The organism is Lachnobacterium bovis (genome assembly GCF_900111325.1).
Lineage (GTDB): Bacteria > Bacillota > Clostridia > Lachnospirales > Lachnospiraceae > Roseburia > Roseburia bovis_A.
Window position 1 is genome coordinate 1 of record NZ_FOGW01000015.1, and the last position, 25,509, is coordinate 25,509.

At 29.7% G+C, this 25,509-nt stretch carries 17 protein-coding genes and 4 tRNA genes; 18 read left to right on the plus strand and 3 right to left on the minus strand.

What is annotated here, in order from left to right:
* Nucleotides 1–19 precede the first annotated feature (19 nt).
* The 6 genes from BMY79_RS07535 (at nt 20) to thrH (ending at nt 1,993) form a co-directional block, all read left to right on the plus strand.
* Nucleotides 20–93, plus strand: a tRNA-Asp gene (locus BMY79_RS07535).
* A gap of 4 nt (nt 94–97) precedes the next feature.
* A tRNA-Val gene (locus BMY79_RS07540) sits at nt 98–170 on the plus strand.
* A 21-nt stretch (nt 171–191) separates the two neighbouring features.
* Nucleotides 192–275: transfer RNA gene (locus tag BMY79_RS07545), tRNA-Leu, on the plus strand.
* 29 nt (nt 276–304) lie between these two features.
* Nucleotides 305–378: transfer RNA gene (locus BMY79_RS07550), tRNA-Arg, on the plus strand.
* A gap of 111 nt (nt 379–489) precedes the next feature.
* Entirely contained in the window at nt 490–1,200 is a 711-nt protein-coding gene (locus tag BMY79_RS07555) for a YkgJ family cysteine cluster protein (RefSeq protein WP_022749763.1), read from the plus strand.
* A gap of 184 nt (nt 1,201–1,384) precedes the next feature.
* Nucleotides 1,385–1,993, plus strand: a complete 609-nt coding sequence (gene thrH / locus BMY79_RS07560; protein WP_027422520.1) for a bifunctional phosphoserine phosphatase/homoserine phosphotransferase ThrH — start codon at nt 1,385–1,387, stop codon at nt 1,991–1,993.
* A gap of 353 nt (nt 1,994–2,346) precedes the next feature.
* Here thrH and BMY79_RS07565 read toward each other — a convergent pair whose 3' ends face one another.
* A complete protein-coding gene (locus BMY79_RS07565; RefSeq protein WP_027422521.1) occupies nt 2,347–3,261 on the minus strand; it encodes an ArsR/SmtB family transcription factor in 915 nt (304 codons plus the stop codon).
* A gap of 470 nt (nt 3,262–3,731) precedes the next feature.
* Here BMY79_RS07565 and BMY79_RS07570 point away from each other — a divergent pair, with 470 nt between their 5' ends.
* From BMY79_RS07570 to BMY79_RS07620, 11 genes are all read left to right on the plus strand, one after another.
* A complete protein-coding gene (locus tag BMY79_RS07570; protein WP_022749761.1) occupies nt 3,732–5,126 on the plus strand; it encodes an ABC transporter substrate-binding protein in 1,395 nt (464 codons plus the stop codon).
* 284 nt (nt 5,127–5,410) lie between these two features.
* Nucleotides 5,411–6,361, plus strand: a complete 951-nt coding sequence (locus BMY79_RS07575; RefSeq protein ID WP_022749760.1) for a carbohydrate ABC transporter permease — start codon at nt 5,411–5,413, stop codon at nt 6,359–6,361.
* Nucleotide 6,362: 1 nt separating this feature from the next.
* Nucleotides 6,363–7,256, plus strand: a complete 894-nt coding sequence (locus tag BMY79_RS07580; protein ID WP_083383510.1) for a carbohydrate ABC transporter permease — start codon at nt 6,363–6,365, stop codon at nt 7,254–7,256.
* Nucleotides 7,257–7,323: 67 nt separating this feature from the next.
* Nucleotides 7,324–8,274, plus strand: coding sequence for a glycoside hydrolase family 43 protein (locus BMY79_RS07585; protein ID WP_029067293.1), 951 nt, complete (start codon nt 7,324–7,326; stop codon nt 8,272–8,274).
* A 52-nt stretch (nt 8,275–8,326) separates the two neighbouring features.
* Nucleotides 8,327–9,832: an alpha-N-arabinofuranosidase gene (locus BMY79_RS07590; protein WP_074730702.1), complete on the plus strand. Its 1,506-nt coding sequence runs from the start codon at nt 8,327–8,329 to the stop codon at nt 9,830–9,832.
* Nucleotides 9,833–10,044: 212 nt separating this feature from the next.
* Nucleotides 10,045–10,701, plus strand: a complete 657-nt coding sequence (locus tag BMY79_RS07595; protein WP_022749754.1) for a YesL family protein — start codon at nt 10,045–10,047, stop codon at nt 10,699–10,701.
* A gap of 207 nt (nt 10,702–10,908) precedes the next feature.
* Nucleotides 10,909–12,732, plus strand: coding sequence for a hypothetical protein (locus BMY79_RS07600; protein WP_074730703.1), 1,824 nt, complete (start codon nt 10,909–10,911; stop codon nt 12,730–12,732).
* 3 nt (nt 12,733–12,735) lie between these two features.
* A complete protein-coding gene (locus tag BMY79_RS07605) occupies nt 12,736–16,197 on the plus strand; it encodes a DEAD/DEAH box helicase (RefSeq protein WP_074730704.1) in 3,462 nt (1,153 codons plus the stop codon).
* Between the two features lie 31 nt (nt 16,198–16,228).
* Nucleotides 16,229–18,802, plus strand: coding sequence for an EAL domain-containing protein (locus tag BMY79_RS07610; RefSeq protein ID WP_074730705.1), 2,574 nt, complete (start codon nt 16,229–16,231; stop codon nt 18,800–18,802).
* A gap of 181 nt (nt 18,803–18,983) precedes the next feature.
* Nucleotides 18,984–20,072, plus strand: coding sequence for an FIST signal transduction protein (locus BMY79_RS07615; RefSeq protein WP_074730706.1), 1,089 nt, complete (start codon nt 18,984–18,986; stop codon nt 20,070–20,072).
* 21 nt (nt 20,073–20,093) lie between these two features.
* Nucleotides 20,094–21,074 carry a methyl-accepting chemotaxis protein gene (locus BMY79_RS07620; protein ID WP_022749748.1) on the plus strand — a complete coding sequence of 327 codons (981 nt, stop codon included), beginning with the start codon at nt 20,094–20,096 and terminating at the stop codon, nt 21,072–21,074.
* A 112-nt stretch (nt 21,075–21,186) separates the two neighbouring features.
* On the opposite strand, the gene BMY79_RS07625 is transcribed toward BMY79_RS07620, so the two are convergent.
* Entirely contained in the window at nt 21,187–22,632 is a 1,446-nt protein-coding gene (locus BMY79_RS07625) for an RsmF rRNA methyltransferase first C-terminal domain-containing protein (RefSeq protein ID WP_074730707.1), read from the minus strand.
* Nucleotides 22,633–22,786: 154 nt separating this feature from the next.
* Here BMY79_RS07625 and BMY79_RS07630 point away from each other — a divergent pair, with 154 nt between their 5' ends.
* The gene (locus tag BMY79_RS07630) at nt 22,787–23,176 is read left to right on the plus strand and encodes a Fur family transcriptional regulator (RefSeq protein WP_081777999.1); all 390 of its coding nucleotides are present in this window, start codon (nt 22,787–22,789) and stop codon (nt 23,174–23,176) included.
* 80 nt (nt 23,177–23,256) lie between these two features.
* Here BMY79_RS07630 and BMY79_RS07635 read toward each other — a convergent pair whose 3' ends face one another.
* Nucleotides 23,257–25,023: a helix-turn-helix domain-containing protein gene (locus BMY79_RS07635; RefSeq protein ID WP_029067296.1), complete on the minus strand. Its 1,767-nt coding sequence runs from the start codon at nt 25,021–25,023 to the stop codon at nt 23,257–23,259.
* Nucleotides 25,024–25,509 lie beyond the last annotated feature (486 nt).

Below are 25,509 nucleotides of genomic sequence, written 5' to 3' on the forward strand. Positions count from 1 at the left end.
CATTCAAAAATTTTATCAAGGCCCAATGGCTCAGTTGGTTAGAGCGCCGCCCTGTCACGGCGGAGGTCGAGGGTTCAAGTCCCTCTTGGGTCGTTATGGGATCTTAGCTCAGCTGGGAGAGCATCTGCCTTACAAGCAGGGGGTCACAGGTTCGAGCCCTGTAGGTCCCATTTAGTCGAAAGACTACAAATGCCGGCGTGGCGGAACTGGCAGACGCGCAGGACTTAAAATCCTGTTGTGGCGACACAGTACCGGTTCGATTCCGGTCGCCGGCATTTAACTATTTTTAGTTATAATTTGATATGTGTGTGTAGCTCAGCTGGATAGAGCACTTGGCTACGGACCAAGGTGTCGGGAGTTCGAATCTTCTCACGCACGTACTTAGAGAGACCTTAGGGTCTCTTTTTTTGCTTGTTATTTAAATAAAAATATAATATACTATTTTATGACATATGTTAGGTGTTATAAATATTGGAAGGAATGTAATATATGAATTCATATAATAATATTGATATAAATAGGTTGTATTCATCTAAAGAAATGGCGCGCTTAGTATGTAAAGAGTGCGAAGGATGTGGTCAGTGTTGTGAACAAATGGGAGATACGGTTAAAATTGATCCTTATGATTTTTTTGTGTTATCTTTTTATTTGAATCAAAGTTTTGATGAATTATTCGATAAGAAAATTCAAGTTCATAGAGAGGAAAATGGTTTAATACTTCCTCATATTAAACAAGATAATCAGAATAAATGCGTGTTCATGGACAATGATAGAAGATGTTCAATTCACCAATATAGACCAGGCATATGCAGGCTATTTCCTTTAGGACGCAATTATGAAAATGGAACTTTTAAATATTTTGTAGTAGATGGTGCATGCAATAAAGGCAACAGAAGCAAAATTAGAATTTCTCAATGGTTAGGTATTGACAATATTAATCAATACGAGAGGTTTGTTTCTGATTGGCATTATTTTGTAAAAGAGATTGCAATAATATATAATTATGCATTGACTAATGGTTCTAAAAGCGATTTAGATTTATATTTGTTAAAAGTTTTTTATAGAATGCCATATAATGTAAGTGATATAAATGGTTTTTATGAAGAGTTTTATAAAAGAATGAATCATGTAAATGATTCATTAGAACCAATAAAAAAAATGGCTCCAATTAATGATTTAATAGATGAATGTTATAAGTAAATTCTACTGCAGTTTAAAAAATGATGGTGCATTAAAAATATAATGTTTAATTGTTATAGCGTTTAATACTTTATCTTAAAAGAAATTTTGCTGTATTGGGATAAATTGTTATATTAGAGAGTCATGGATACTATTGGGATTTTAATAAGTTTATTTTTGGAGGTTAAAAATGAAAAAAGATGAAATGTTTATTGTATGTTTAGATTTAGAGGGTGTTTTGGTACCTGAAATTTGGGTAGAGTTTGCCAAAGAGACAGGAATTAATGAATTGAAGAGGACAACAAGAGATGAACCGGATTATGATAAATTAATGAAGTATCGTTTGAATGTATTAAAAGAGAATTCTATGGGGTTAAAAGAAATACAAGATACCATCAGTAGAATTAATCCTATGGATGGAGCGAAAAATTTTTTGGATGAACTAAGAAGTTTTGCACAAGTGATAATAGTCAGCGACACATTTTATCAGTTTGCACAGCCTCTTATGAAAAAATTGGGCTATCCTACTATTTTTTGTAACAATTTAATTGTTGGAGACAATAATCAGATTGATGATTATCAAATGAGGGTTGAAAATACAAAGTATACGACAGTTAAGGCTTTACAGGCGGCAGGATTCCAAACAATTGCAAGCGGTGATAGTTATAATGATTTGCCAATGATTAAAGCAAGTAAGGCTGGATTTTTGTTTAGAAGCCCAGAGGAAATAAGACAAGCATATCCTGATATTAAAGCACTTGAAACTTATGAGGAATTACTTGAGGAAATAAAAAAAACTATGAATAATAAATAAAGTATATCTGATAAAAGGGCTAGAACAAAAGTAGAAAATATAGACGAAAACAAAGAAATTAAAAAAGTCTAGAACAAATATATAAAAAAGGCCAGAACAAATATATAAAATAAAGGCTAGAACAAATATATAAAAAAGTCTAGAACAAATATATAAAAAAAGGCTAGAACAAATATATAAAAAAGTCTAGAACAAATATATAAAATAAAGGCCAGAAAAAAAGCGTGATAAGCGATAAAACAAAAGGATAAAATTAACTAACATAAAGGTAAAAAAAGAGAGCTGTAGGTTATAATTTGAGAGTATATGAGATTTACATATAAATTGCAATTATAATACAGCTCTTTTTATTATTAAATTGGTGCGTAACTTATGCTTATTTTAATGTCTTGGGCATAGTTACCAAAATTTTTACCAAAGATGGTTAGTCCACCGATGTTTTCGGCGTCATCATCGACAGAAAATCTGAATTTCATATTACTGGTATTATCTAAATTAAAATCATTGATAGTAACGTCTGAAATCTTTAACCCATCAATATATGTTCCGAATTGGTTAATTACTATTAGTTTTAGCAATCCATATTGGTTCCAATTAGGAAACCACCAATCAGGTGTAAAAATTCCTTGAACATCTCCAAAGTCACCGGGAGATGTCCATTTTCCAATATGTTTTTCATTAAGAGAAAAACTGATATCAGATGGCCAATTATTGTTAACGCCTGGGGCTTCTGAACTTAATTCTGCTGAAATCATTATTTGTGTTATTTTTTGTCCTACAGGTATAAAGTTTGGTATATCATATTCTACAAATCCTTTTGTAAACCATAGTATATCGGCTTCATATCTTTCTGGATGAGAAAAATAACGGGTATCGTCAACCTCGCCAATAATAGCCTTTGAAGATGCTAAACCACAAGTTGGAAATACTTTATAATCTGAGTAATGACCAACTTTTAGTTCAGTGTTGTAAACATTTACATTTTCCTTTTCACTATCAATATCAATAAGAATTTTATCAACATGTACTGAACAAATTTTTTGATTACCATGTCCTAAGGATTCGTTAGAAATGGTAACTAGTCCACATGCTTCTAATTTTTTCATATGATTAGTGAGGGCACCATTTGTAATGTTAAGCTTTGATGCTAATTCGTTCATGTTCATACCTTTGTTAGTAAGCAGTTGCTTTATTATTTCAATACGAACATCTGAACCTAATGCTTTGAACAAATCTAATCCATCATCAAGGGATTCAATGTGAAGCATTTAAAATTCCTCCATTTATTGATATATTTGCGTAAAAAGATAGAACAAGCACGATATAGTTACGCTCGATATAGTGCTGTAATTAAAAACAAACTAAAATAAAATTATATTTTTTAAAAAAACTAAATATGAAAAACATCTTAAATTAGTATATAGTTAAATTTAATATTAGTCAATGAGAAAAAAATAAGTATTTTATATTTGCGTAAAATATTTTTTGGAAAAATAAATGATTTTTTGCTTTTGCTTTTATTTGAAAGTTTATGGATGAATATGTTTAAAATTAGTTTTTTCTAGATTAAAAGTGCACAATTATAGCGTTTAAATTTTTGATAGTATTCACAAAATCTTAAATTAATTCAAAAATAATTAAAATAAATATTGACTATTGTATTTTGATGGCCTACTATAATGTTAGGAAATGAAAAAAAGTTCCGTAAACTTTATGTAATTATAGGAGGGAGATTACAATGAATAAAAAGTTTCTAAGCACATTACTATGTACAACAATGGTGGCTAGTTCACTTTTCGGTTGTGGTACAAATACTGCGTCTAATAAGGCAAGTGCAAAAGACAAAAAGGAGGAGCCAGTAGTAACTAGTTTTGGTGATAAAAAAGGTACGAAGTTAGAGTTATGGACTTTCGTTGGACAGCATGCTGATTTTTATGGAAAGATGGTTGAAAAATGGAATGAAAAAAATCCAGATCGTACAATTAATATGAAAACAACAACTTATCCATTTTCAGATATGCATACAAAATTAACGATGACATTACAGTCTAAGAAAGGTGCACCTGATATATGTGATGTTGAAGCTGGTCAGTATCCAAATGTTGTTAAGGGTCAGGATGAATGGCTTTATCCATTAGATGAAGCGATTAAACCATATAAAGATACGATGGTTGAGTCTAGACTCGATATGTACAAGGGCCAAAATGGAAAACAGTATGGTGCGCCATTCCATATCGGTGCAACTGTAATGTATTACAATATGGAACAACTTGAAAAATATGGAATCACTCAGGCCGATGTTGATTCGGTTAAAACATGGGATGATTATGAAAAACTCGGAAAGAGATATGTTGAAGCTAGAGGTGAGAAAGGAAAATTCTTTACATCAGTCGATACAGCAGGAACAGATTGGCTTACAATTGCAATGGCGGAGTATGGCGAAGACTGGACAGGTGGAAACAAAAAGAATGCTAAACCAAATGTAAAATTAAAATCAGTAAATAAAATGTTGGAATATCAACAGAAATTGTTAAAAGAAAAAGTTGCTCAGGTTTCAACAGACGGTCAAGTTGACACGGATGGTGGTATTGCAGATATAGGAAATAATACAATTGTTTCATTCCCTAAAGCATTATGGTTTATGAGTCGTTTTAAAGATAAATTAGGTGCTGATTCGGGAAAAGATCAAACAGGAAAGTGGTATATTGCAAAATGTCCTGTTTTTGAAGAAGGTCAGAAATGTTCTGTTGGTATCGGTGGTACAGGTACAGTTGTTACAAAACAATCTAAGGCAAAAAAATTAGCAGCTGATTTCATTTGTTTTGCAAAAATGTCTGAAGATGGCGAAAAAATGATTTGGAATGATCTTGGATTTGATGTTTGTAACACAGCACTTTGGGATGAATGTAATACAGATCAGGATAATTTTTACAATAAATATTTCCGCAATAAACCTTATGAGGTGTTAAAACAGATAAAAGATGATATTGGTAAAGTATCTATAACAAAAAACACACCAGCAATTAATGATCAGATAAATTCTACTACATTAAATGATGTTTTAGAAAAAGGAAAAAATGTCAAAGAGGCACTTGAAGAGGCACAATCAACAATTGAATCTGATTCTGAGTAATTTGTGGATAGCAGCTTGTATCGCGTTTTATAGACGGTAGCTAATAAGATAGTTTATAGACGCAACTTATATGTTAAAAAAATCAAATTTTGAAGTGGAAAATGCCTAGGGTAGTTTACTTAGGCACTTCTACTTTAAAAAATGAGTATAGGCTATTAAGAAACACTTAGTTTGAGTTTTTTTCGAGAGAATTTATAGGATATTCGATATTTTATAGATTATAGTGGATTTATAGGATATTCGATATTTTACAGATTATCGTGGATTTTTAGGAGGTAGCATAGATGGTTGAGCATGCATCTTCGTATTCAAAAGACGGAGAAGATAAAATGAAAAAAGATAATATTTTTAAAAGATTTTTATATTCGCAAAAAACCGCTCCATATGTTTTTGTTTTACCATTTTTATTAAGTTTTTGTGTATTTTGGATTTATCCATTTAGCTCGACTATTGTGATGAGCTTTCAAGATATTCAACCAATGGGAAGCAAATGGATTGGATTGGGCAATTATAAAAAATTATTGGCAGATAAGGTATTTTTACAAGCGGTAGGAAATAGTGTTATGTATATGTTATTAACATTAGTTTTATTGATACCATTTCCACTATTGTTTGCATCGTTATTAGATAGTCGATTGGTAAAGGCTAAGGGCATATGGAAGGCACTTTTGTATATTCCTTCATTAACTTCTGTAGTAATTTCAGGTACTTTATTTAGAATGATGTTTTCCGAACGTGATGGAAGTCAGTTTAATCTTATTTTGAATTTCTTTGGACATGACAAAATTCAATGGTTGAAAATGTATCCAACAGCATATTTTGCATTATTATTAATTGCATGTTGGAGGTGGACAGGCGTAAATATGCTTTATTTTTTATCTGGTTTAAAAAGTATAGATACAGGTCTTTATGAATCAGCTGAAATTGATGGCGCAACAGGTTGGCAAAAATTTATTTATGTAACAATTCCAATGCTTCGCCCAACATTAATTTATGTTTTAACAATTTCGATTTATGCTGGATTGGCAATGTTCCTAGAAAGCTTTATGTTATGGGGAAATGGTTCACCTTATAATATTGGTACAACAATCGTTGGTTATTTATATAGACGTGGTATTGAAAAAAATCAGATGGGTTATGCTTCTGCAGTAGGCTTAGTTCTTTTAATTATTGCATTGGTAATTAATATGATTCAACTTATTTTAAGTGGAACATTCAAGAAGGAGGAAAGTTAAGATGGATAATACAATGACAAAAATAAAACCAAATAAAAGTAGTAAAATTGGTGGAAAAACTCGTAGCATCTTAACGGTTCTCTCAACTGGATTTTTTGCAATTCTTTCTATTCTAGTTGCGATGCCTTTGGTTATTGGCTTTACAGCATCGATGAGACCAGGATCAGAAATGATGGCACAAGGTTTACATTTGAATCTAAATTTTAAAGAATGGATGTTAGATAATTATGTGTATCTATTGAGTGGAAATGAAGATTCAATCAAGTTTTTTAATTGGTTTAAAAACAGTTTATTTTTAACTCTTATTTCAGTAATCGGAACTTTGATTTTATGTTATTTTATAGCATATGGTCTTTCAATGTATGATTTTAAATTAAAAAACACATTGTTTTTCATAGTAATTGCAACTATGATGGTTCCTTTCGAAATATTAATGTTACCTCTCTATCAGGAAATTATTAATTTTGGATTGATTGATACAACATGGGGTGTAGTTTTACCAGGACTTTGTGGTGCATCGACGATTTTCTTTTTTAAACAGTATATGAGTTCATTACCAAAGGAATTGTTAGATGCAGGACGAATCGATGGTGCTACAGAATATGGTATTTGTTTAAGAATAATGTTGCCAATAACAAAGCCAGCTTTTGCAGCGATGGCAATTTTGACATCTATGGGATCTTGGAACAATTTGTTATGGCCAATGTTAATTTACAAAGATGCATCAAAATTTACATTACCAATTGGCTTAAATACCCTACTTACACCATATGGTAATAATTACGATGTTTTAATTGCAGGCTCAATGTTTTCATTAATTCCAGTATTTATTATTTTTATAATTTTCCAAAAATATTTCGTGGAAGGTATGACAGCTGGTGCCGTTAAGGGTTAAAATAAAGAAAAATAATACAACATAGAATAACATTAAAAAACACAAATAAATTTTTAGGAGATGTAAGATGGACAAAGGTTTTAAATATAATGAACCGTGGATTCTTCAAAGAGCAGATCCATTTATTGTTAGACATGATGATGGAATATATTATTTTACGGCATCTGTTCCGGCATACGATGGTATTTGCCTGAGAAAGTCTACGACTTTAGAGGGATTGAAAGACGCAAAAGAAGTAGAAATTTGGCATAAACATAACGAGGGCCCAATGAGCATACACATTTGGGCTCCGGAAATGCATTACATTGAGGGAAAATGGTATATCTATTTTGCAGGAGGTGACAAGGATGATATATGGAATATAAGACCTTATGTGCTAGAATGCCAAGGTGATGATCCTATAAACGATTCTTGGAAGGAACTTGGCAAAATGCAAAGTGCAGATGAGGATGAATTTTCGTTTAAAGCATTTTCTTTAGATGCAACGGTTTTTAAAAATAATGGTAAATGGTACTACGTTTGGGCGGAAAAAGTTGGTGTAGGTAAACAAATTTCTAATCTTTATATTGCAGAGATGGAAAAACCTAATAAGTTAAAAACTGTACAAGTTTTATTGTCTACACCAGATTACGACTGGGAACGAGGCGATTTCTGGGTTGATGAAGGTCCAGCTGTAATAAAAAAAGGAAATAATATTTTTCTAACTTTTTCTGCGAGTGATACAGGTCCATCATATTGTATTGGTATGCTTAAAACAACAGTTGATGCGGATTTATTAGATCCACAGTCCTGGGTAAAAAGTAGATATCCTGTGGTTGAAACAGATGAAAAGAGAAATATTTATGGACCGGGCCATAATTCATTTACTGTTGATGAGGATGGAAATGATATTATGGTATATCATGCAAGGACAGAAAGTAAAATTGTAGGAGATCCGTTATACAATCCTAACAGACACACTCAATTGATGAAAATTAATTGGAGCAAAGACGGAATGCCCATTTTTTCGTTTATTTAGGTAAGAAATTTGTATGTATAAGGTAATAATTTGTGGTTATGGAGGAAGCTAAATGGCAAAATTAGTAATTAATGATTCTAAGGAATTAGGTAGAATCGAACCTGAAATATATGGTCATTTTTCAGAACATTTAGGCAGATGTATTTATGAAGGACTATTTGTTGGGGAAAATTCTGATATTCCAAATGTTAATGGAATGAGACAAGATGTAGTTAATGCATTAAAAGAAATTCAAATTCCAGTTTTAAGATGGCCTGGCGGCTGTTTCGCTGATGAGTATCATTGGAAGGATGGTATTGGTGAAAAGAGCAAAAGAAAGAAAATGATTAATACTCATTGGGGCGGTGTTGTTGAAGACAATAGTTTTGGAACACATGAGTTTTTTGAGTTATGTAAACAGTTAGGTTGTAAAACCTATATAAATGGTAATCTAGGAAGTGGCACAGTTCAAGAAATGTCAGAATGGGTTGAATATATGACATTTGATGGTGTTTCACCAATGGCTGAGTTACGAGAAAAAAATGGACATAAAAAGCCATGGAAAGTTGATTATTTTGGCGTTGGAAATGAAAATTGGGGTTGTGGAGGTAACATGACACCAGAATTCTATGCAAATATGTATAGAAGATATCAAACTTATGTTAGAGATTATGATTCAAAAAAACCAATAAAAAAAGTATGTTGTGGTGCTAATGTTGATGATTATTACTGGACTAAAGGTGTAATGGAGACATGTTATGATCATACACCTGAACATTTACATGGATTTATGGATTTTATTTCCCTCCATTATTATGTTCATCCTGAAGGATGGGAAATAAAAGGAAGTGCTACAGATTTTACAGAAGAAGTATGGTATAAAACTTTGAAAAAAGCCTTATTTATGGATACTCTTATTAAAAGACATAGTGATATTATTGATCAATATGATCCAGAAAAGAAGATCGGATTAAGTGTTGATGAATGGGGAACATGGTTTACTTGTGAACCAGGAACGAATCCTGGATTTTTGTATCAACAAAATACAGTTAGAGATGCTTTGGTTGTAGGAATTACGTTAAATATTTTTAACAAGCATTGTGATAGAGTAAAGATGGCTTGTATAGCTCAGATGGTTAACGTTCTTCAAGCTGTTATTTTGACAGAAGGAGAGAAGATGATTAAGACTCCAACATATCATGTTTTCCATATGTATAGACATCATCAAGGAGCAACACTATTAGATAGTGAATTATCTGGTGTAAATGAAGTAGGTGAAGGTGAATGGAAAGTTCCAGATATAACTGAATCTGTTTCTAAAAAAGATGGTATTATTACAATTACTTTAAATAATTTATCTGCAACAGAAAAAAGAGATTTAGAAATTTTATTTGCAACAGATAAGAATTATGAAGTAGTTGAAGCTAATATTGTGACTAATAAAGATATGCACGCATATAATACATTTGAAAACCCTGAAGTAGTTAAAGAGGAAGAATTCAATTTATATGAAATTGATAAAAATAAAATGACTGTTTCTCTTCCTGCTTGTAGTGTAGTTGAAATCAGGGTTAAATAAAATTTAGAATTAATTTTTTCCTATCATATATATTTTATCCAAGTTAATATTTATTACTCTGTATTGTAAAAAAATTGCACCATATAATAGCATTTTATTTAATGTTGTTGTATGGTGCAATTATATATAGAAACAATTTGGGGAATTACTTGAAATATATAGTGATTTAATGGTAAAATTTTAGTAGTTTTAGATAAAAGGAGAATAGGGGAATGAATAAAAATTTTTCATATGAAAGTAAATTTTCTCAAATTTTAATGAAAATTGTCGATTTTTTTTACGCAAGTATTTTATGGGTTGTTTTTTCAATACCAATTGTAACAATAGGAGCCTCTACAAAGGCATTGTTTCACGTTACTAGAAATGTATTAAACGGAGAAGGAGGATATGTTTCAAAGGTATTTTGGAGTGGATTTATTGAAAATATAAAAAGTTCATTATTAATGTGTATTATTCAGGAACTTTTATTAATTGTATTATCATTTGATAGTTATGTTTTGGCAAATTTAGCTAAGTCAAATTCAACTTTTGCCGTTTTATATTATATTAATTATTTTATGATTTTATATGTAATCGTTTGGATGATATACACAGCAGCTTATAATAATAGATTTAAAGAAAACACAAAAACAATGTTAAAAAATTCTGCAATTTTAGCAGTAGGATATTTACCATATTCAATAATGATAATTGTTGTATTTTTAGCAGCAGTTTTATTGTTTTATTATGTTAAAATAAGTATTTTTTTCTTGCCAGCTATTAATTCATTTTTTGTAGATAGTTTAATGGAAAAAATATATAGAAAGCATATGTCTGAGGAGGATTTGAAAAAAATCCAAAGGGACGAAGAAAAAAAATATAATCGTTAATATATAAAGCAGTATTTATTTTTTGATGCGGATATTTTTTGATATATAATATCGCAAGAAATAATGTACTGCTTTTTTGCACCGATAAAAATAGTAAATAATTTTATTAATAGAGTTGACAATGTGGCTTAGATAAAAGTATGATAGTAAAGGTGCAGTAAAGAAATTCGTGACAAAGAATATTAAGAAATAAGGAAGGAGTAGTAGATGCCCGATAGGTTTTCACGAGAACAGAGAAATCTTAGGCCGCACCCTAAAGAGTTTTTACCTAAAGAATATTATGGACAACGAGAGACTAATATAAAGTATATTAATGATGATTATAACAAATCTTATAAATTTTCTGGAAAAACAAATTTTATGCAACGAGATGGACTTGATAGTATGAATAGTATACTGAGAGACAGTGAAGTAAATTACATTTTTAGTATGAATGAAAATTTTGTACATGATAAGACATGTCCCGAAGTTTTAAAATTTAAAAAGTTTGAATTGCGTTATGTGAATGAGTATCCGTGTCATTTGCCACAATGTGCTAGATGTGCACAAAAAGCGTATATCAGGAATGGTGCAAGTGATATAAATAAATTTAATCTTTATATGACGTTTTTCGACACAATAAATATAACGGATTCGCTAATTAGACATATGTATATAGACTGTGGGATGAAGACTACACTTATTGAAGACGAGAATGCAATTCAAATATATTACAAAAATGATGTTTGGCGAATAATTTTGTTGAATAATCAGGGAAACATTAGGTTACTACATAATAATTATAGAGTAGAGAATGGCAGACGAATATTTTGCGCAGGTTTTCACATACAAAGTGAATATTGTAAAGAGACGAATGTACAGTTTGCATTAAGTGTCATAGAAAATTATTCTTGGGTAAAGCATGTAAGTAAAACAAGAGCAAGCTTTTTAGATTATAGGCCAATAAGAACAATTAGATATAGAAAAAAGGAGAATTTTTTTAACATGAATATGTGGAATGATGATAAGAAAAATATAAATAATGAAGAAATTTCAGAAAATGAATTTTTAAATGCGGACTTTGAGACAAATGATGATGAGAAAAAATCAAATGAAACTAGAAAAATTCCTGATTATGGTTTTGTAAAAGATGAAAGACCAGATCATGGTGATATGTATGGTTACTATGTTCCTAGAAAGAAAAATAATTATAAAAATAATTATGGATATTCTAACAGATATAATCAAAATAATGGAGGATATCAAAATAACGGTGGATATCAGAATAATGGCGGATACCAAAATAAAGGCGGATACCAGAATAACGGAGGATATCAAAATAATAGATATCAATTAAGAAATAATAGAGGATATTCAAATTCGGGCTATAATAATAACGGCTATAATAATTCTAATTACGGAAACTCAAATAATTCTGGCTATAATAATAGGGGATATAGTAGCAATTATTATAGAACAACTAATTCTTTTAATCCTAATTATGGATATAATAACACAAATAGATATTCACAAGAAAAAAGAACATATAATACAAATGATTTTGTAGGTAAAGAATTTGGAAAGAAATATGATAATGGCTATGGAATGCCTGAGTCAAATAGATATAGCGGAAGAAGCTTACGCGATAATAGAAGATATAATACTGGATTTGACAGAAGAAATGACTATACTAATCAGTCATTTACAAATAATGTAGATGATTTTGAAAAAGAATATACAAGAGAGGAACTTGATGCAATTGAATCAGTAAAATCAATGAAATTTTCTTTAGAGGTAAAGGACTTCAATTTAGTATACAAAGCGGGATATCCAACACATGGTAAAAAATGTGTTTATATTTGGGTTACTAAAGAGGGTAATTTTCAGTGGCAAATTGGAGAATATGATTTTTATAATAGACAATTTAGCATTTCATATCCAGGTGAGGATAATTTTGTGACAGATGAGAAAAAAGTTGTCGCTTGGCAGGTTTTATGGAATGGCAATATTATTGTTGATAAGAATGAAGAAAAAGAGGAAGAAGAAAAATAAAAAATGAAAAATGCCAAAGGAGATAGAATATTCCCATTCAAAAAGGGTGAAAAAATAAAAGGAGATATTCAAGGATTAGAAAATTATACATATTTTGAGATGAATAAGATATCGAGTAATGTTAATCTTTATGAAGAAGAATTTGCTAAAGCAAAGGATTTAATTAAAGAAGGATACGTTTCGATAAAAAAGGCTAATTTTGACTATTATTCTATTTGGGGCAAAAAACTAGTAGGACGGGTAACAGTTAGTATTTTTAAAGAACCTTTTACGGGAGAGGTTAGCGTAGATTTCGATAATGAGAAGATATTAACTATTTTTTATAAAGGACAGGCAAAAACTAGATCATATGACTCTTCAAATAGATACGGAAGTAAAGATATGCAAAAAGAAGAGATTGCCGCGCTTATTTTGATTGATGAATATTTAAAAAATAATAATCCAGGTGATGCGACTGATATTACAGCAAGTAAATTGATGGAAAATGTACGTAAAACTACAAGATTAATTCCGGAAAGAGTTGAAGATAATCAGCAATCATTTAGTTCGACAATTATTGATTTTATTCCTAAAATTGAATTAGAATATGGAACTAACAAATTTCCTGAGGTGTCTTTCAAAATTTGCATAAATAATAAAAAAAAGTATGTAATAAAAAATTTATTTTCACTATATAAAGAAATAGAAAAAAATGGAACGTATGCATTCGGAAAAAATTTTATTGTCGATTTTAAGTATGCACGCTTTACCCAAAAGGCATTACTTGTAAATAAGTTAATAAAAAAGTATGTTAAAGAAAATGATATTTTTAATGTAGATGGTTATCTTCAATCAAAAATCAGTTTAGCTAAGATAGAGCTAAGAGGTTCATATCTGGATGATTTTTTTGAGATATTTAATGGTGATAAAATTGAATTCAAGGAAAAATCATACGGATATGAAGATATTTTTGATAACGTTGAAAGAAGAAGCTATGATGTTGTAGTTCTTGAAGATTATGAGATGGAGGTTAAATTATTAATTGAGCCTGTTTTCTCTCAAAAAAGTGGACAAACTTCTGAAACTATGTCTTTCGAAGGCGTATCTGTAAAAGCTAAAGTTCCTAAATTGTTACAGGGAATAGATTATGCATACTATATTTATGATGGAAGATTTAGAAGAATTACAATTGAAAATTCAAAGAAAATATCTCCACTTGTAGATGTTTCAAGAGGAAATAGCGAAATTTCATTTAATGTAGGTAGACGTAATTTATCAGAATTTTTTAGAACTATTTTACCTACAATGGGTGTAAAGTATGAAATATCTGATGAGGTGGATGAATTAATCAATAATTATATGCCACCAGAAGCAATATTTAAGTTTTATGTTGATTCTGTAGATGGAAATATTGTATGTGATGCAAAAGTTTTTTATGGAGATCGAAGTTTTGATTTAGCTGATGCGAATAAGGATGATTTTAAATATGAAATTATTCGTGAAGTTAAAAAAGAAAAATATATAAACGATGAAGTGTTGAGAGTTTTCTCAGGTTTTAATGAAGAAACTAATCAGTATGATTGCTTTAATGATGAGGATAAAATCTATTCGTTTATGGAAAGTGGAATGAACTTTTTACTTACATTAGGTGAAGTTCATGTTACTGATAATTTACGTGCAATAAAGTTAAAACGTAGGGTTTCTTTGATGATGGGAGTGTCTGTTAAGGCTGACTTACTTAATATTGAGATTATTTCTGACGATGTAAGATATGATGAGCTATTAGATATCTTAAGTAGTTATAGACAAAAAAAGAAGTATTTTCGACTTAAAAATGGAAGCTATATTGACTTAAAAGATGATAATATCAAAGCATTAGATGAACTAATTGATACACTATCAATTTCTGATGAACAATTAAAAGAAAAAGCAATTAATGTTCCAATTTATCGTGCGTTATATTTAGATAGAGTTCTAGAGGAAAATGAAGGAATTTATACTAAGCGCGATCAAACATATAAAAAATTAATTAAAGAGTTTAAAGCTATAAAAGAATCTGATTTTGATTTACCTAATTCTTTGAATAAAATAATGAGAAATTATCAAAAGGTTGGGTATAAATGGCTTAGAACGATTGATTATTATGGCTTTGGTGGTATATTAGCTGATGATATGGGATTGGGAAAAACTATACAGGCAATATCTGTTTTATTGGCAGCTAAAGAAGAAAATAAAGAAGGATGTTCAATAGTTATTGCGCCTTCATCTTTGATTTATAATTGGAAAGAAGAAATAAATCATTTTGCACCTAGCCTTTTAGTAGAAATAATTACAGGAAATAAAATACAAAGAGAAGAGTTACTAGAAAAATGTTATAAAGAATGTGATGTTATAATTACATCGTATGATATTTTAAAAAGAGATATTGTTTTTTATCAGGATAAATCATTTAATTATCAATTTATCGATGAAGCGCAATATATTAAAAATCATACAACGGAAACAGCAAAGGCAGTAAAAGTTATTAATTCCAAAACACGTTATGCCTTAACTGGAACACCAATTGAAAATAGATTGAGTGAGTTGTGGAGTATTTTTGATTATTTGATGCCTGGTTTTTTGTACGACTATGATAAATTTAGAAATGACATAGAATATAGTATTACAAAGGATAATGATGAAGATTCATCGAATCGTTTAAGAAGGATGGTTAGTCCATTTATTCTGAGACGACTAAAGAAACAAGTTTTGAAAGATTTGCCTGAAAAAATTGAAGAAATAAGTTATACGTCATTTGAAAAGCAACAAAGACAAGTATATGATGGTCAGCTAGTTAAAATAAAAAATATGCTAGAAGGTGCTGATAATAATGCATATAACAAGAATAAAATAGCACTTTTGGCTGAACTTACCATAATGAGAGAAATTTGTTGTGATCCGAAGTTGGTTTTTGACGATTACAAAGGAGAGTCTGCTAAGAAGATTGCGTGTATGGAATTAGTAAATAATGCAATAGAAGGCGGACATAGATGTTTGATTTTTTCGCAGTTTACTTCGATGTTAGCTTTAATAGAAGAAGAATTGAATAAACAAAAAATTGAGTATTATAAAATTACAGGTAAGACACCAAAAGATAAAAGAATTGAATATGTTAAAGAATTTAATTCGAATCAAGTTCCTGTTTTCTTGATATCCTTGACAGCAGGTGGAACAGGTTTAAATTTAACCGGAGCGGATGTTGTTATTCATTATGATCCATGGTGGAATTTAGCTGTTCAAAATCAAGCAACAGATAGAGCATATAGAATAGGACAAAAGAAGGCTGTAACTGTTTATAAGTTAATTGTAAAAGGTTCCATAGAAGAAAAAATATTAAAACTTCAGGAAAAAAAGAAGGATCTATCAGATTCAATTTTATCTGGAGAAAATGGTACATTAGGTTCTCTTAGTAAAGACGAATTATTAGAGTTATTGAGGGATAGCTAGAGTATAATTTTTGGATATGTGAGGATGAGTTATGGCATCTAAAAACAAAAATAAAACTACAACTGAAACAATAACTAATTTTTTAGAAGCACATGATGGCAGAAGTGAAAAATATAGTGAACGAATTCCGTTTACAGCTTCTGTCGTTGTTGTACTTGTTATTGCTGTGTCTATGTTTATTTTCTGTAATATTCGAGTTGGAAACAGTAATGAATACAAAACGCTAGGTAATCTATCATCTAAAAAAGTATTATATTTATCTTCATATGACTACTCTTATGTAACTGTACCTGAACAGTTAAAAGGAATTAATAGTGTGTTTGAAAAGTATCAAATAAGAGTAGATTACGAATTTATGAATACAAAAAAATTCCCAAGTGATAAAACAATCGAAAATTTTTATATAGATTTTAAAGAAAAGATGAAAACAGTGGGTAAGTACGATGCTGTGCTTGCTGTTGACGATCCGGCTCTAAATTTTGTACTAGAGTATAGAGAAGATTTTTTTGAAAATGTACCAATTGTTTTTTTCGGAATAAATAATAAAACAACTGGTTTAAAAGCGGCTCATGATGATTTGATAACAGGTACTCTTGAGGAAACTTATGTTAGAGATACTGTAGGTTGTGCACTTTTAATTCATCCAAATAGAAAACGCATAGTGGCAATTTCCGATAACACTAGTACAGGACAAGGGGAATTGAGGGAATTTTACAATGCTTCTGAAGAATATAAAAATAAACAATTCGTGGATATTAATATATCACAGTGTAAAAAAGATGAAATAAAAAATAAATTAAATAATCTGACAAAAAATGATATTGTTATATTTTTAAATATGCAAATGGATGCAGAAGGAAATACGTATACCTTAAAAGAGGCGATGAAGTTTATTGCAAAAAATTCTAATAACGCTCCGGTTTATTCATCTTCTGTAATTGGTGTAAATACAGGTATTATTGGTGGGAAAAGTACAGATTTTAATTTGACAAGTAAAGATGCTGCAAAACGTGTGGTAAGATTGCTTAAGGGAAAAAATATAAAAAATATGGCAGTTGAATATGACATTGGTGAAACATTTTGGTTTGATGATGTGCAATTAAGACATTTCGGAATTAAGTATAGTAGTTTACCGGCAAAAAGAAAAATTTATAATTATAATAAGAGCTATTTTGAAATTAATAAGGAAACTATTATAGCAATAGAAATGTTTTTAGGTGCGGTTTGTATAGTTTTTATACTAATAACAATAGATAATAGACGAAAAAATGGATTAATTTTGCAATTAGAGTGTGCATATGAGGATTTGATAAAAAAAGATGAACAAATATCTTACATGGTAGATCATGATGAATTGACGAAGTTGTATAATAGGCGTGCCATGGAAAATGACATGAATAGAATAATCGAGGAGAAACATAATTTTACTATTATACATTTAGATCTAGATGATTTTAAATTTATAAATGATACGTACGGACATGCATGTGGAGATAAAGTACTTAGTGAAATTGGATCAAGATTTAAAAGTGTCGGTTTTAAATATAATTTTAGGACATATAGAATAGGTGGTGATGAATTTTTAATTATTATAAAGGATAAATTTGTTCAACAAAATACAATAATAATGGACGAAATTTTGAATGTAAAAAATGAGAAGATACATTTTAAAAATAAAGATATTTATGTTTCATTTAGTATGGGCATGGCATATCACAATGGAGAAAAAGAATCAGTTACAAATGTTATAATTAAGGCTGATTTGGCAATGTATGAAGCTAAGAATTATGGAAAAAATAATCTAGTGATATATTCAGAAAATTTAAAAGTTAATGAGACAAGAAAGCAATTGATTAAGCAGACAGTTAAGGAAGCGTGTAAAAAAAATGAAATATATATTGATTATCAGCCACAGTTTTCACTGAAAGAAAAGACAATTAACGCTTTTGAAGCATTAGTAAGATTGAATTCTAATTTATATCGTCCATCAGAATTTATCCCAATAATAGAAGAAAGTGATATTATAATTTCTCTTGGTCGGAGAGTATTAGAAAAAGTTATAGAAGAAATTTCGACATGTATTAAAGAAGGCATAGAAATGTTTCCTGTATCAATCAAATTTTCAATAAAGCAATTAAATGATGACACGTTTTTTGAGTATTTAGAATCATTGTTACGAAAATATAACGTTCCAACTAGTTTGATTGTAATTGAAATAACTGAAAATTTATTGATAAAGAACTCTAAATTGACAAAAAAATTTTTTGATAAAGTAACAGAGTTGAAAATATCTGTTGTTTTAGATGAATTTGGCGTTGGTTATGCTTCTATAAATTATTTATCAATATTACCAATAAAACGTATAAAAATTGATAAAAGTATATTAAATGAGCAATCAACAGAAAAAGTCAGTTTTTTAAAAAATATAATAAAACTTATTCATTCATTGAATTTGTATGTAATTGTTGAAGGAATAGAAACACCAGAAGAATATGAAAAAGTTATTGAATTTAACTGTGATTACGCGCAAGGATACTATTTGGCAAGACCAGCAAATATTAAGAAAATTATAGAGTTGCTAGAAAAAAATAGTAAAAATAATTAATAGACTATTAAATTTTTTATATGTATAAATAAAACAAAAAAATATTTCGATATTCAAATTAGAGTGAATGTTTGTAAAAATAGGTTAAATCAATTTAAGATTGTTTTTATAGAAGAGATTGATTTGGAAAAAGTTTTATAGACAGTGTTTATATTTTGTATTAGTTCAAGGAGGATTTTACATGAAAACATTTGTTGGAAGTGGTAGTGGTGCTACAAGTAAAGCTTTGCAAGAAGCTACATCTGGCCTACAAACACCAAAAATGATAATGTTTATTGCACCATATGAGCAATTGGCTGATACTGCTAAGCTTATAAAAGAAAAGTATCCGAATGCGATGTCATTTGGAACGTGTGGTTCAAGTCTGGCAAATGGCGCAGTATCAGATAATGCGACTGTAGTTGTCGGCTTTTTTGAGGATGCAGTTATAAAATGTGGTTTAATTCAGGAACTTTCTACGTGCCCATTAGCATATATAAGAAAAGTTCAAGAGAATCTTTCGGCGGTGTCACCAGGCAATGAAGATACGGTAGTGCTTGAGTTTTGTACAAACAATGAAGAAAAACTTGTTTCTACATTGTACACTTGTGTTGCTAAAAGAAATGTACCATTAGTCGGAGGAACTGTCTTTGGAGTACCAGCTGGAAAGACTTCGTATGTTGCATATGAAGGAAAAGTTTATTCAAATTCATGTGCGTATGCTGTAATAAAGAATACTACAGGAAAAATTAGAACATATAAAGAGAATATATATGAAAAAAATGATATAATTTCTCACTTTGCTACTAAAGTTGATACAGAAACTAGAACATTGATTGAGTTAGATGGTAGACCAGCAGCAGATGTTTATAGTGAAGCGTTAGATATTCCAAAGAACAAAATTATTGATAATGTTTTGAAAAATCCAATGGGACGTGTTGTAGAAGATAAAGTATATATTTCTTCAATGTTTGAACTTAAAGGGAATGGAGCACTAGTAAATTATAAACAGATTAATAAGAATGATTGTATCTATTTTTTGAAACTAGGTGATTATGATGAGATTGAAAAACAGCAGAGAGAAGAAATAAAGCAAGATGCTAAAAAGATTTCCTTTGTTTTTTCTATTGATTGTATATACAGATATATTTTGTATCAAAATGAAAACTATTTACAAACATATGCCAAAAATATGTCTATGCTAGGACCACATGTGGGAGTTATTGGTGGTGGAGAACAATATATTAATCAGCATTGTAATCAGACATTGGTATGTGCTGTATTTGAATAAAAAATAAGGAGGAAATTGGCAATGTTTGGATTCGGAAAGAAGAAAGATGAAAATGTAATAGAAGAACCTGAATTTTCTGCGGATAATAAAAAAACTATAGAAGACAGTTTGGCAGCTTTTTCTTTTATTAGTAAAGCTGTTATAGAAAAAAAAGATAGTTTGGCAGATGAAGAAGCTAATACAATAAAAGAGTTAGATAAAGTAAAAAAATCATATACACAGGCAATTGAAAATAATGATAAGATTAGTTCATCTATTGATAATATAGGACAAGAATTCTTAAAAGTTGGAGATTCATCTGATGAATTTAATACAGTTATGAAAGAAGTAATTGATATTTCTTCAGGTGCGATAAGTGATGTCCATAATTTGATTACAAGTTCAGAAAAGATGGAAGAGCAATTCAAAGAGATTGCCAAAATTTATGAGGAGTTCCAGACTGGATTTGAAGAGATTCAAGAAGCAACTCAAAGTATTATAGGTGTCGCAAACCAAACAAACTTGTTAGCATTAAATGCGTCTATTGAAGCTGCAAGAGCAGGCGAACATGGTAAAGGCTTTGCTGTCGTTGCAGATGAGGTTACTAAATTATCAATAGATATAAAAGAGCTAGTAGGTAATATAAATAAGAGTATGGATGGACTACAACATAGTTCAGAGTTATTAGCAAGCTCTATAGATGCAGCTAAAATTGCCCTTGAGGATTCTAAGAACCAAACAGATAGCACAGAGAAAGTATTTAATGATATAACAAATTCTGTTGCTAGAGTAGAGGGAGTTGGTAATGATATTAAGGCTGTAGTTGATAGCTGCGATAGTTTAGTTAGAAATATTCAAGATGATATGTCATCTTATGAAGAACAGTATAGTTACGTTTTAGATAATCTTGAAGATTTAAAGAGTATGTTGACTAAGAAGGGATTTTTATACGAAGATATTTCTAATATAATGGTTCAGGCTGATCCTCTTATTAGTAAAATTAAAAAGGCATCAGATATTTAAAAAAATAATAAAAGAGATATAAAAGCTGATAAACAGAGTGGAGATGTTTACTTTTATATTATAAAAAATGTCAAGGTGTTTTTCTGAAAAGAATTAACCTTGACATTTTGCGTTATAGGATATTTTTTCGTAGTCCTTTAGGGTAATGATTTTTCATGACTTTACCGGCCATCTTTCCCCATCCGAGAGAATACCCATTTACTGTGATTAAATACCATCCTTTTTCTTTGCTACAAGGAAAAGTTTCACCAGCAATAAATTTCTTGGCTTGATCATAGCTTATATCTACAGATTTTTTGACCATATCGTTTGATAAATATAGTGCAAGTGCATGTGATGGCTCAAATCTGTTTTTAAGTAAAGTTCCTAAATGCAAGCCACGACGTAACAAGCGAACTCCGCTGAGTGATGGTAGACCATTTGGAACAAGATATAATTGATCTTTAAATAACTCTAATTTACCATCTAGAGGTAATTCAGAAATAGTGTCATTGAAAAATTCATAATATAAATCTAGTTCTTTTGGTTTTTTGTTTTTGTTTTTTGAAGAAAAAATATTTCTTTTTTCGATTTTATTATTAGTCTGTTCAAGAACAGCTACAAAATGTCCTTCGCCTTTTAATAAATGAGGCCAAAGGCGAATAGTTTTTTTGAGTTCCTCCTTGTAAAAATCATAATCTAGTTCACTGTTAATAGTGTCTTTGAAGTCAGAATTATTGGTAGAGTCAACTATTTTTTTGTAGTAATCAAGGTTGCCGTCAGACATACCGTTATATTTGACGACGTCAACAATTTTAAAATCACTATGTCTTTTTAAGAAACGATAAATTGAACCTTCATTTTCTTCTGGAGCAAAAGTACAAGTAGAAAAAACGATTCTTCCACCAGGGGCTAACATCTTTGAAGCACAATCTAGAATCATATCTTGGCGTTGGCTACAAATTTCAACATTTTCAGTGGACCATTCATCAGTAGCATTTAAATTTTTCTTAAACATTCCCTCGCCAGAGCAAGGTGCGTCAACCATAATTTTATCGAAGAAACCAGGAAAAATTTTGGTGAGATTATCTGGGGGTTCGTTAGTAACTACTGCGTTTGAAATTCCCATTCGCTCAATGTTTTCAGATAAAATTTTACAACGTTTTGAGTTGATTTCATTTGATACAAGTAAACCTTGGTGATTCATAGTTGATGCAATTTGTGTACTTTTACCACCAGGAGCAGCACATAAATCCAATATATATTCGCCCGGTTTAGCATCAAGATATGCAGCAGGTGCCATAGCACTTGGCTCTTGAATATAGTAAACACCGGCTTCATGGTAAGGGCTTTTGCCAGGACGATTATCGTTCTCATAAAAATATCCATTGTTAACCCAATCAATAGGCGAAAACTGAATATTGTCAATATTTTTATCCTTGAAGGTATCGTAATTGGCTTTAAGTAAATTAAAGCGCAAACCGTGTTTTCTTTCTATTTCATAACTAGCAAGGAAATCATTATATTCCGCTGCTGAAAGTATTAATTTAATTCGATCTAAAAAAAGGTTAGGTAACATACAATTCTCCTAAATATATTTTTATATGAAAAAAGTTAAATAAAACCTTAAAGAGTATATCATATTTTTGTAGATTTTGCATTATTGAAAAGCGTATCTTTAAATGATATAATTTTGAAGATATTGAGAATTATTACTATTTATGGAGATATAAATGATTATAAAAAAGAGTAAACAAAGAGATGCAATTTATAATTTTTTAAAATTACGTGTAGATCATCCAACAGCAGAAATTGTATATCAGAATGTAAAGCAGGAATTTCCTAAGTTAAGTTTAGGTACGGTATATAGAAATTTAATGTTACTTACTGAATTGGGACAAATTCAGAGATTACAAGTAGGCGATGGAGTTGATCATTTTGATCCCAATGTTAAGCAACATAGCCATTTTGTTTGTGAAAAATGTGGATGTGTCAGCGATTTGCCATATAATGAAGAGGTAGAAAAAATAGATTCGAAAATGGATAGTATTTTTAGTGGTAGGATAAAAGGACACAGTCTTGTATTTTATGGTGAGTGTGAAGATTGTCTGAAAACTGAATAAAAAAATAAAAACCTTATAGCAAGCTTTTAAATTGAAATGTTACAAAAGAGTTGCTACAAGGTTTTTTTATTTATTTTTATTTATTTTTTAGTAATTAAATTATTATTTAAGTCAGACATATATTGTTCAAAAGCATTTCTAAGTTGAGGGTGAGTGAATAGGAAATGTATCGCAGGGAATTTGCTCTTTGATACGAGAACCCATTTACCACCTTGGCGTGAAATGAGAATGCTTTGCTGACGAGTTGTATCATTTGATTTAATGATATAATTTGGAACTTTATCAGCAAAACGTCTTGTCAATTCTAAGTGCTCTAAATATTCAAGATAAGAGTATGTAATTGTATCTTCATAGAACGCCTTAGAAAGAGATAAAGCAGGTGGATTTGCCTCAAATTCATCTTTCGATAAAATAGGAAATTCATCTATTAAGTATGAATGTTTGCAAGAATTCAATGCACATTCTTTACATATTTTGGTTGTTTTTATAATTTTTTCTCTATCTTCTAGCTTGATAGAATGTCGTTCAAGAATTCGCTCTAGCAAATTGTCTGATATTGTGTGTATAGGTAAAGTAGGTAAAATTTCATGTCTAGTACCTTTTTCCTTAGAGTTTTGAAGCATAAAATCAAAAAATTCATCATATCTGTTTTCTTTATAGATTTCCATTAAAGGTAAAGCTTCATTAAAAATAACATTCATCCTTTTTTTGTAAAAATTTAATTCATTTCTCATACGAGTAATGTAGAAATGAGCTACGTCACCTTTGGAAGTTGATGTTTCGCCAATAAAACTGATGTCTCGTGAATAAAATTCAAAATGGTTAAAAATTCCAGGACTAATATTATCAATATAATATGATTTGATTTGTCCAGTTAAATAGAATGGAATCCAAGTGCGCATTCCTTCAAGGATGTTTTCAATTGGTAAATTAATATTGTGAATAATATTAATTTGTACATTTCTTATAAGAAGTAAAGCAAAACAACTTATAAAAAGTTGTAAATATTCTTTATTATGAAAATAAGATGAAAGTGAAGAATCAGCATAAAAATATACTGGTTCGTTAATAGTATTAGAAAGCATATACTTAAATAAATCAGAAGTAAACTGCTCAGTTGATTTATTTGTGTAATATGACTTAGTCATAGGAAGTTGAGAAGACTCGGAGTGAATATGACTAGACATAAGTTTATATGCTTGTGTAAATTCATCAAGATTAAATTCATCAATCAAAGTAACAAATTCACTAATTATGTTATTATAATCTATTCGGTGAGAATGATTAACTTGATTTGAACACATCCATTTACTAATGATCTTAACAAAATCTTCTTCTTTTGTGATATCGATTACAGATTTTTGAATAACGTTAGAAAGTTGAAGTTTGTCAGAATCACGTCTGTAAGTGTTAAAAAGATAGTGACCCACATTTTCTGAGAATAGCTTAACATCAGCAGGGTGACGTTGTGCAGTTCTGATTCGTGAGATATAAGAAGGATCAAAATTCAAATATTTTGCAATTGATGAAATATTGATATTCATTGTTGATAAAATCATGCTAAATTTTTCTGAAAAAATTTCATAATCTATATTATTGTTAGAAAGTGTATCCACAAACGAAGACTCAATTTCATCTAGTGATCCAAGTTGTATTCCTTTTTCGGTGGCAATTGATTTTATACCAGTTGCTAATTTTTGAATTGTATCACTGTTTAAATTTGGAACTCGTAAACCATTTTTGTAACGGCTAATAACAGCTGCTGAAAGGTTTGTGGCAATAGAAAGTTCCTTTGCTGTACAATTTAATTTCTTTATATATATTTTTAGTTGTTCTTTAAATTCCATTTGCTGCCCCTTTTATGTAATCTTGTTGTACATTTTAACTATATTAACAATAGTATATTTGTAATGTTTTACTAAAATGATACTGTAAAGTAAAAATGCACATACAATAATAGTATAAAGTAATATCTAATATAATGCAATAGAATTAAAATTTAAATTTCCGTTTTTGACAATGACAAGAATGGTAAATCTATTGCATAAGTTTTATAAAAGTTATATTATAATTTGGTAAGTGATACTAAAGATTTTAGTTGATGTACAATTAAGGGGAGAGTATTGTATATAGAGTAAAGAAACCAAGTCGTCTAATGCAGCTAGATGATTTGGTTTCTTTTTTTTATTAATTTTTTGGGAAATAAAATTAAAATTTTAATACGCATTTCACAAAAAAATTTCCATTATTTTATAAAAAAATATTGTTTTATTAAAGCATTTAATAAAATAATAACAATATTTAAAATTCACAAAAACATACTTATTTTTTCG

Excerpts from the sequence above, each read along its gene's own strand:
- BMY79_RS07555 (WP_022749763.1), top strand. The coding sequence starts at position 490 with ATGAATTCATATAATAATATTGATATAAATAGGTTGTATTCATCTAAA.
- thrH (WP_027422520.1), top strand. The coding sequence starts at position 1,385 with ATGTTTATTGTATGTTTAGATTTAGAGGGTGTTTTGGTACCTGAAATT.
- BMY79_RS07565 (WP_027422521.1), bottom strand. The coding sequence starts at position 3,261 with ATGCTTCACATTGAATCCCTTGATGATGGATTAGATTTGTTCAAAGCA.
- BMY79_RS07570 (WP_022749761.1), top strand. The coding sequence starts at position 3,732 with ATGAATAAAAAGTTTCTAAGCACATTACTATGTACAACAATGGTGGCT.
- BMY79_RS07575 (WP_022749760.1), top strand. The coding sequence starts at position 5,411 with ATGGTTGAGCATGCATCTTCGTATTCAAAAGACGGAGAAGATAAAATG.
- BMY79_RS07580 (WP_083383510.1), top strand. The coding sequence starts at position 6,363 with ATGGATAATACAATGACAAAAATAAAACCAAATAAAAGTAGTAAAATT.
- BMY79_RS07585 (WP_029067293.1), top strand. The coding sequence starts at position 7,324 with ATGGACAAAGGTTTTAAATATAATGAACCGTGGATTCTTCAAAGAGCA.
- BMY79_RS07590 (WP_074730702.1), top strand. The coding sequence starts at position 8,327 with ATGGCAAAATTAGTAATTAATGATTCTAAGGAATTAGGTAGAATCGAA.
- BMY79_RS07595 (WP_022749754.1), top strand. The coding sequence starts at position 10,045 with ATGAATAAAAATTTTTCATATGAAAGTAAATTTTCTCAAATTTTAATG.
- BMY79_RS07600 (WP_074730703.1), top strand. The coding sequence starts at position 10,909 with ATGCCCGATAGGTTTTCACGAGAACAGAGAAATCTTAGGCCGCACCCT.
- BMY79_RS07605 (WP_074730704.1), top strand. The coding sequence starts at position 12,736 with ATGAAAAATGCCAAAGGAGATAGAATATTCCCATTCAAAAAGGGTGAA.
- BMY79_RS07610 (WP_074730705.1), top strand. The coding sequence starts at position 16,229 with ATGGCATCTAAAAACAAAAATAAAACTACAACTGAAACAATAACTAAT.
- BMY79_RS07615 (WP_074730706.1), top strand. The coding sequence starts at position 18,984 with ATGAAAACATTTGTTGGAAGTGGTAGTGGTGCTACAAGTAAAGCTTTG.
- BMY79_RS07620 (WP_022749748.1), top strand. The coding sequence starts at position 20,094 with ATGTTTGGATTCGGAAAGAAGAAAGATGAAAATGTAATAGAAGAACCT.
- BMY79_RS07625 (WP_074730707.1), bottom strand. The coding sequence starts at position 22,632 with ATGTTACCTAACCTTTTTTTAGATCGAATTAAATTAATACTTTCAGCA.
- BMY79_RS07630 (WP_081777999.1), top strand. The coding sequence starts at position 22,787 with ATGATTATAAAAAAGAGTAAACAAAGAGATGCAATTTATAATTTTTTA.
- BMY79_RS07635 (WP_029067296.1), bottom strand. The coding sequence starts at position 25,023 with ATGGAATTTAAAGAACAACTAAAAATATATATAAAGAAATTAAATTGT.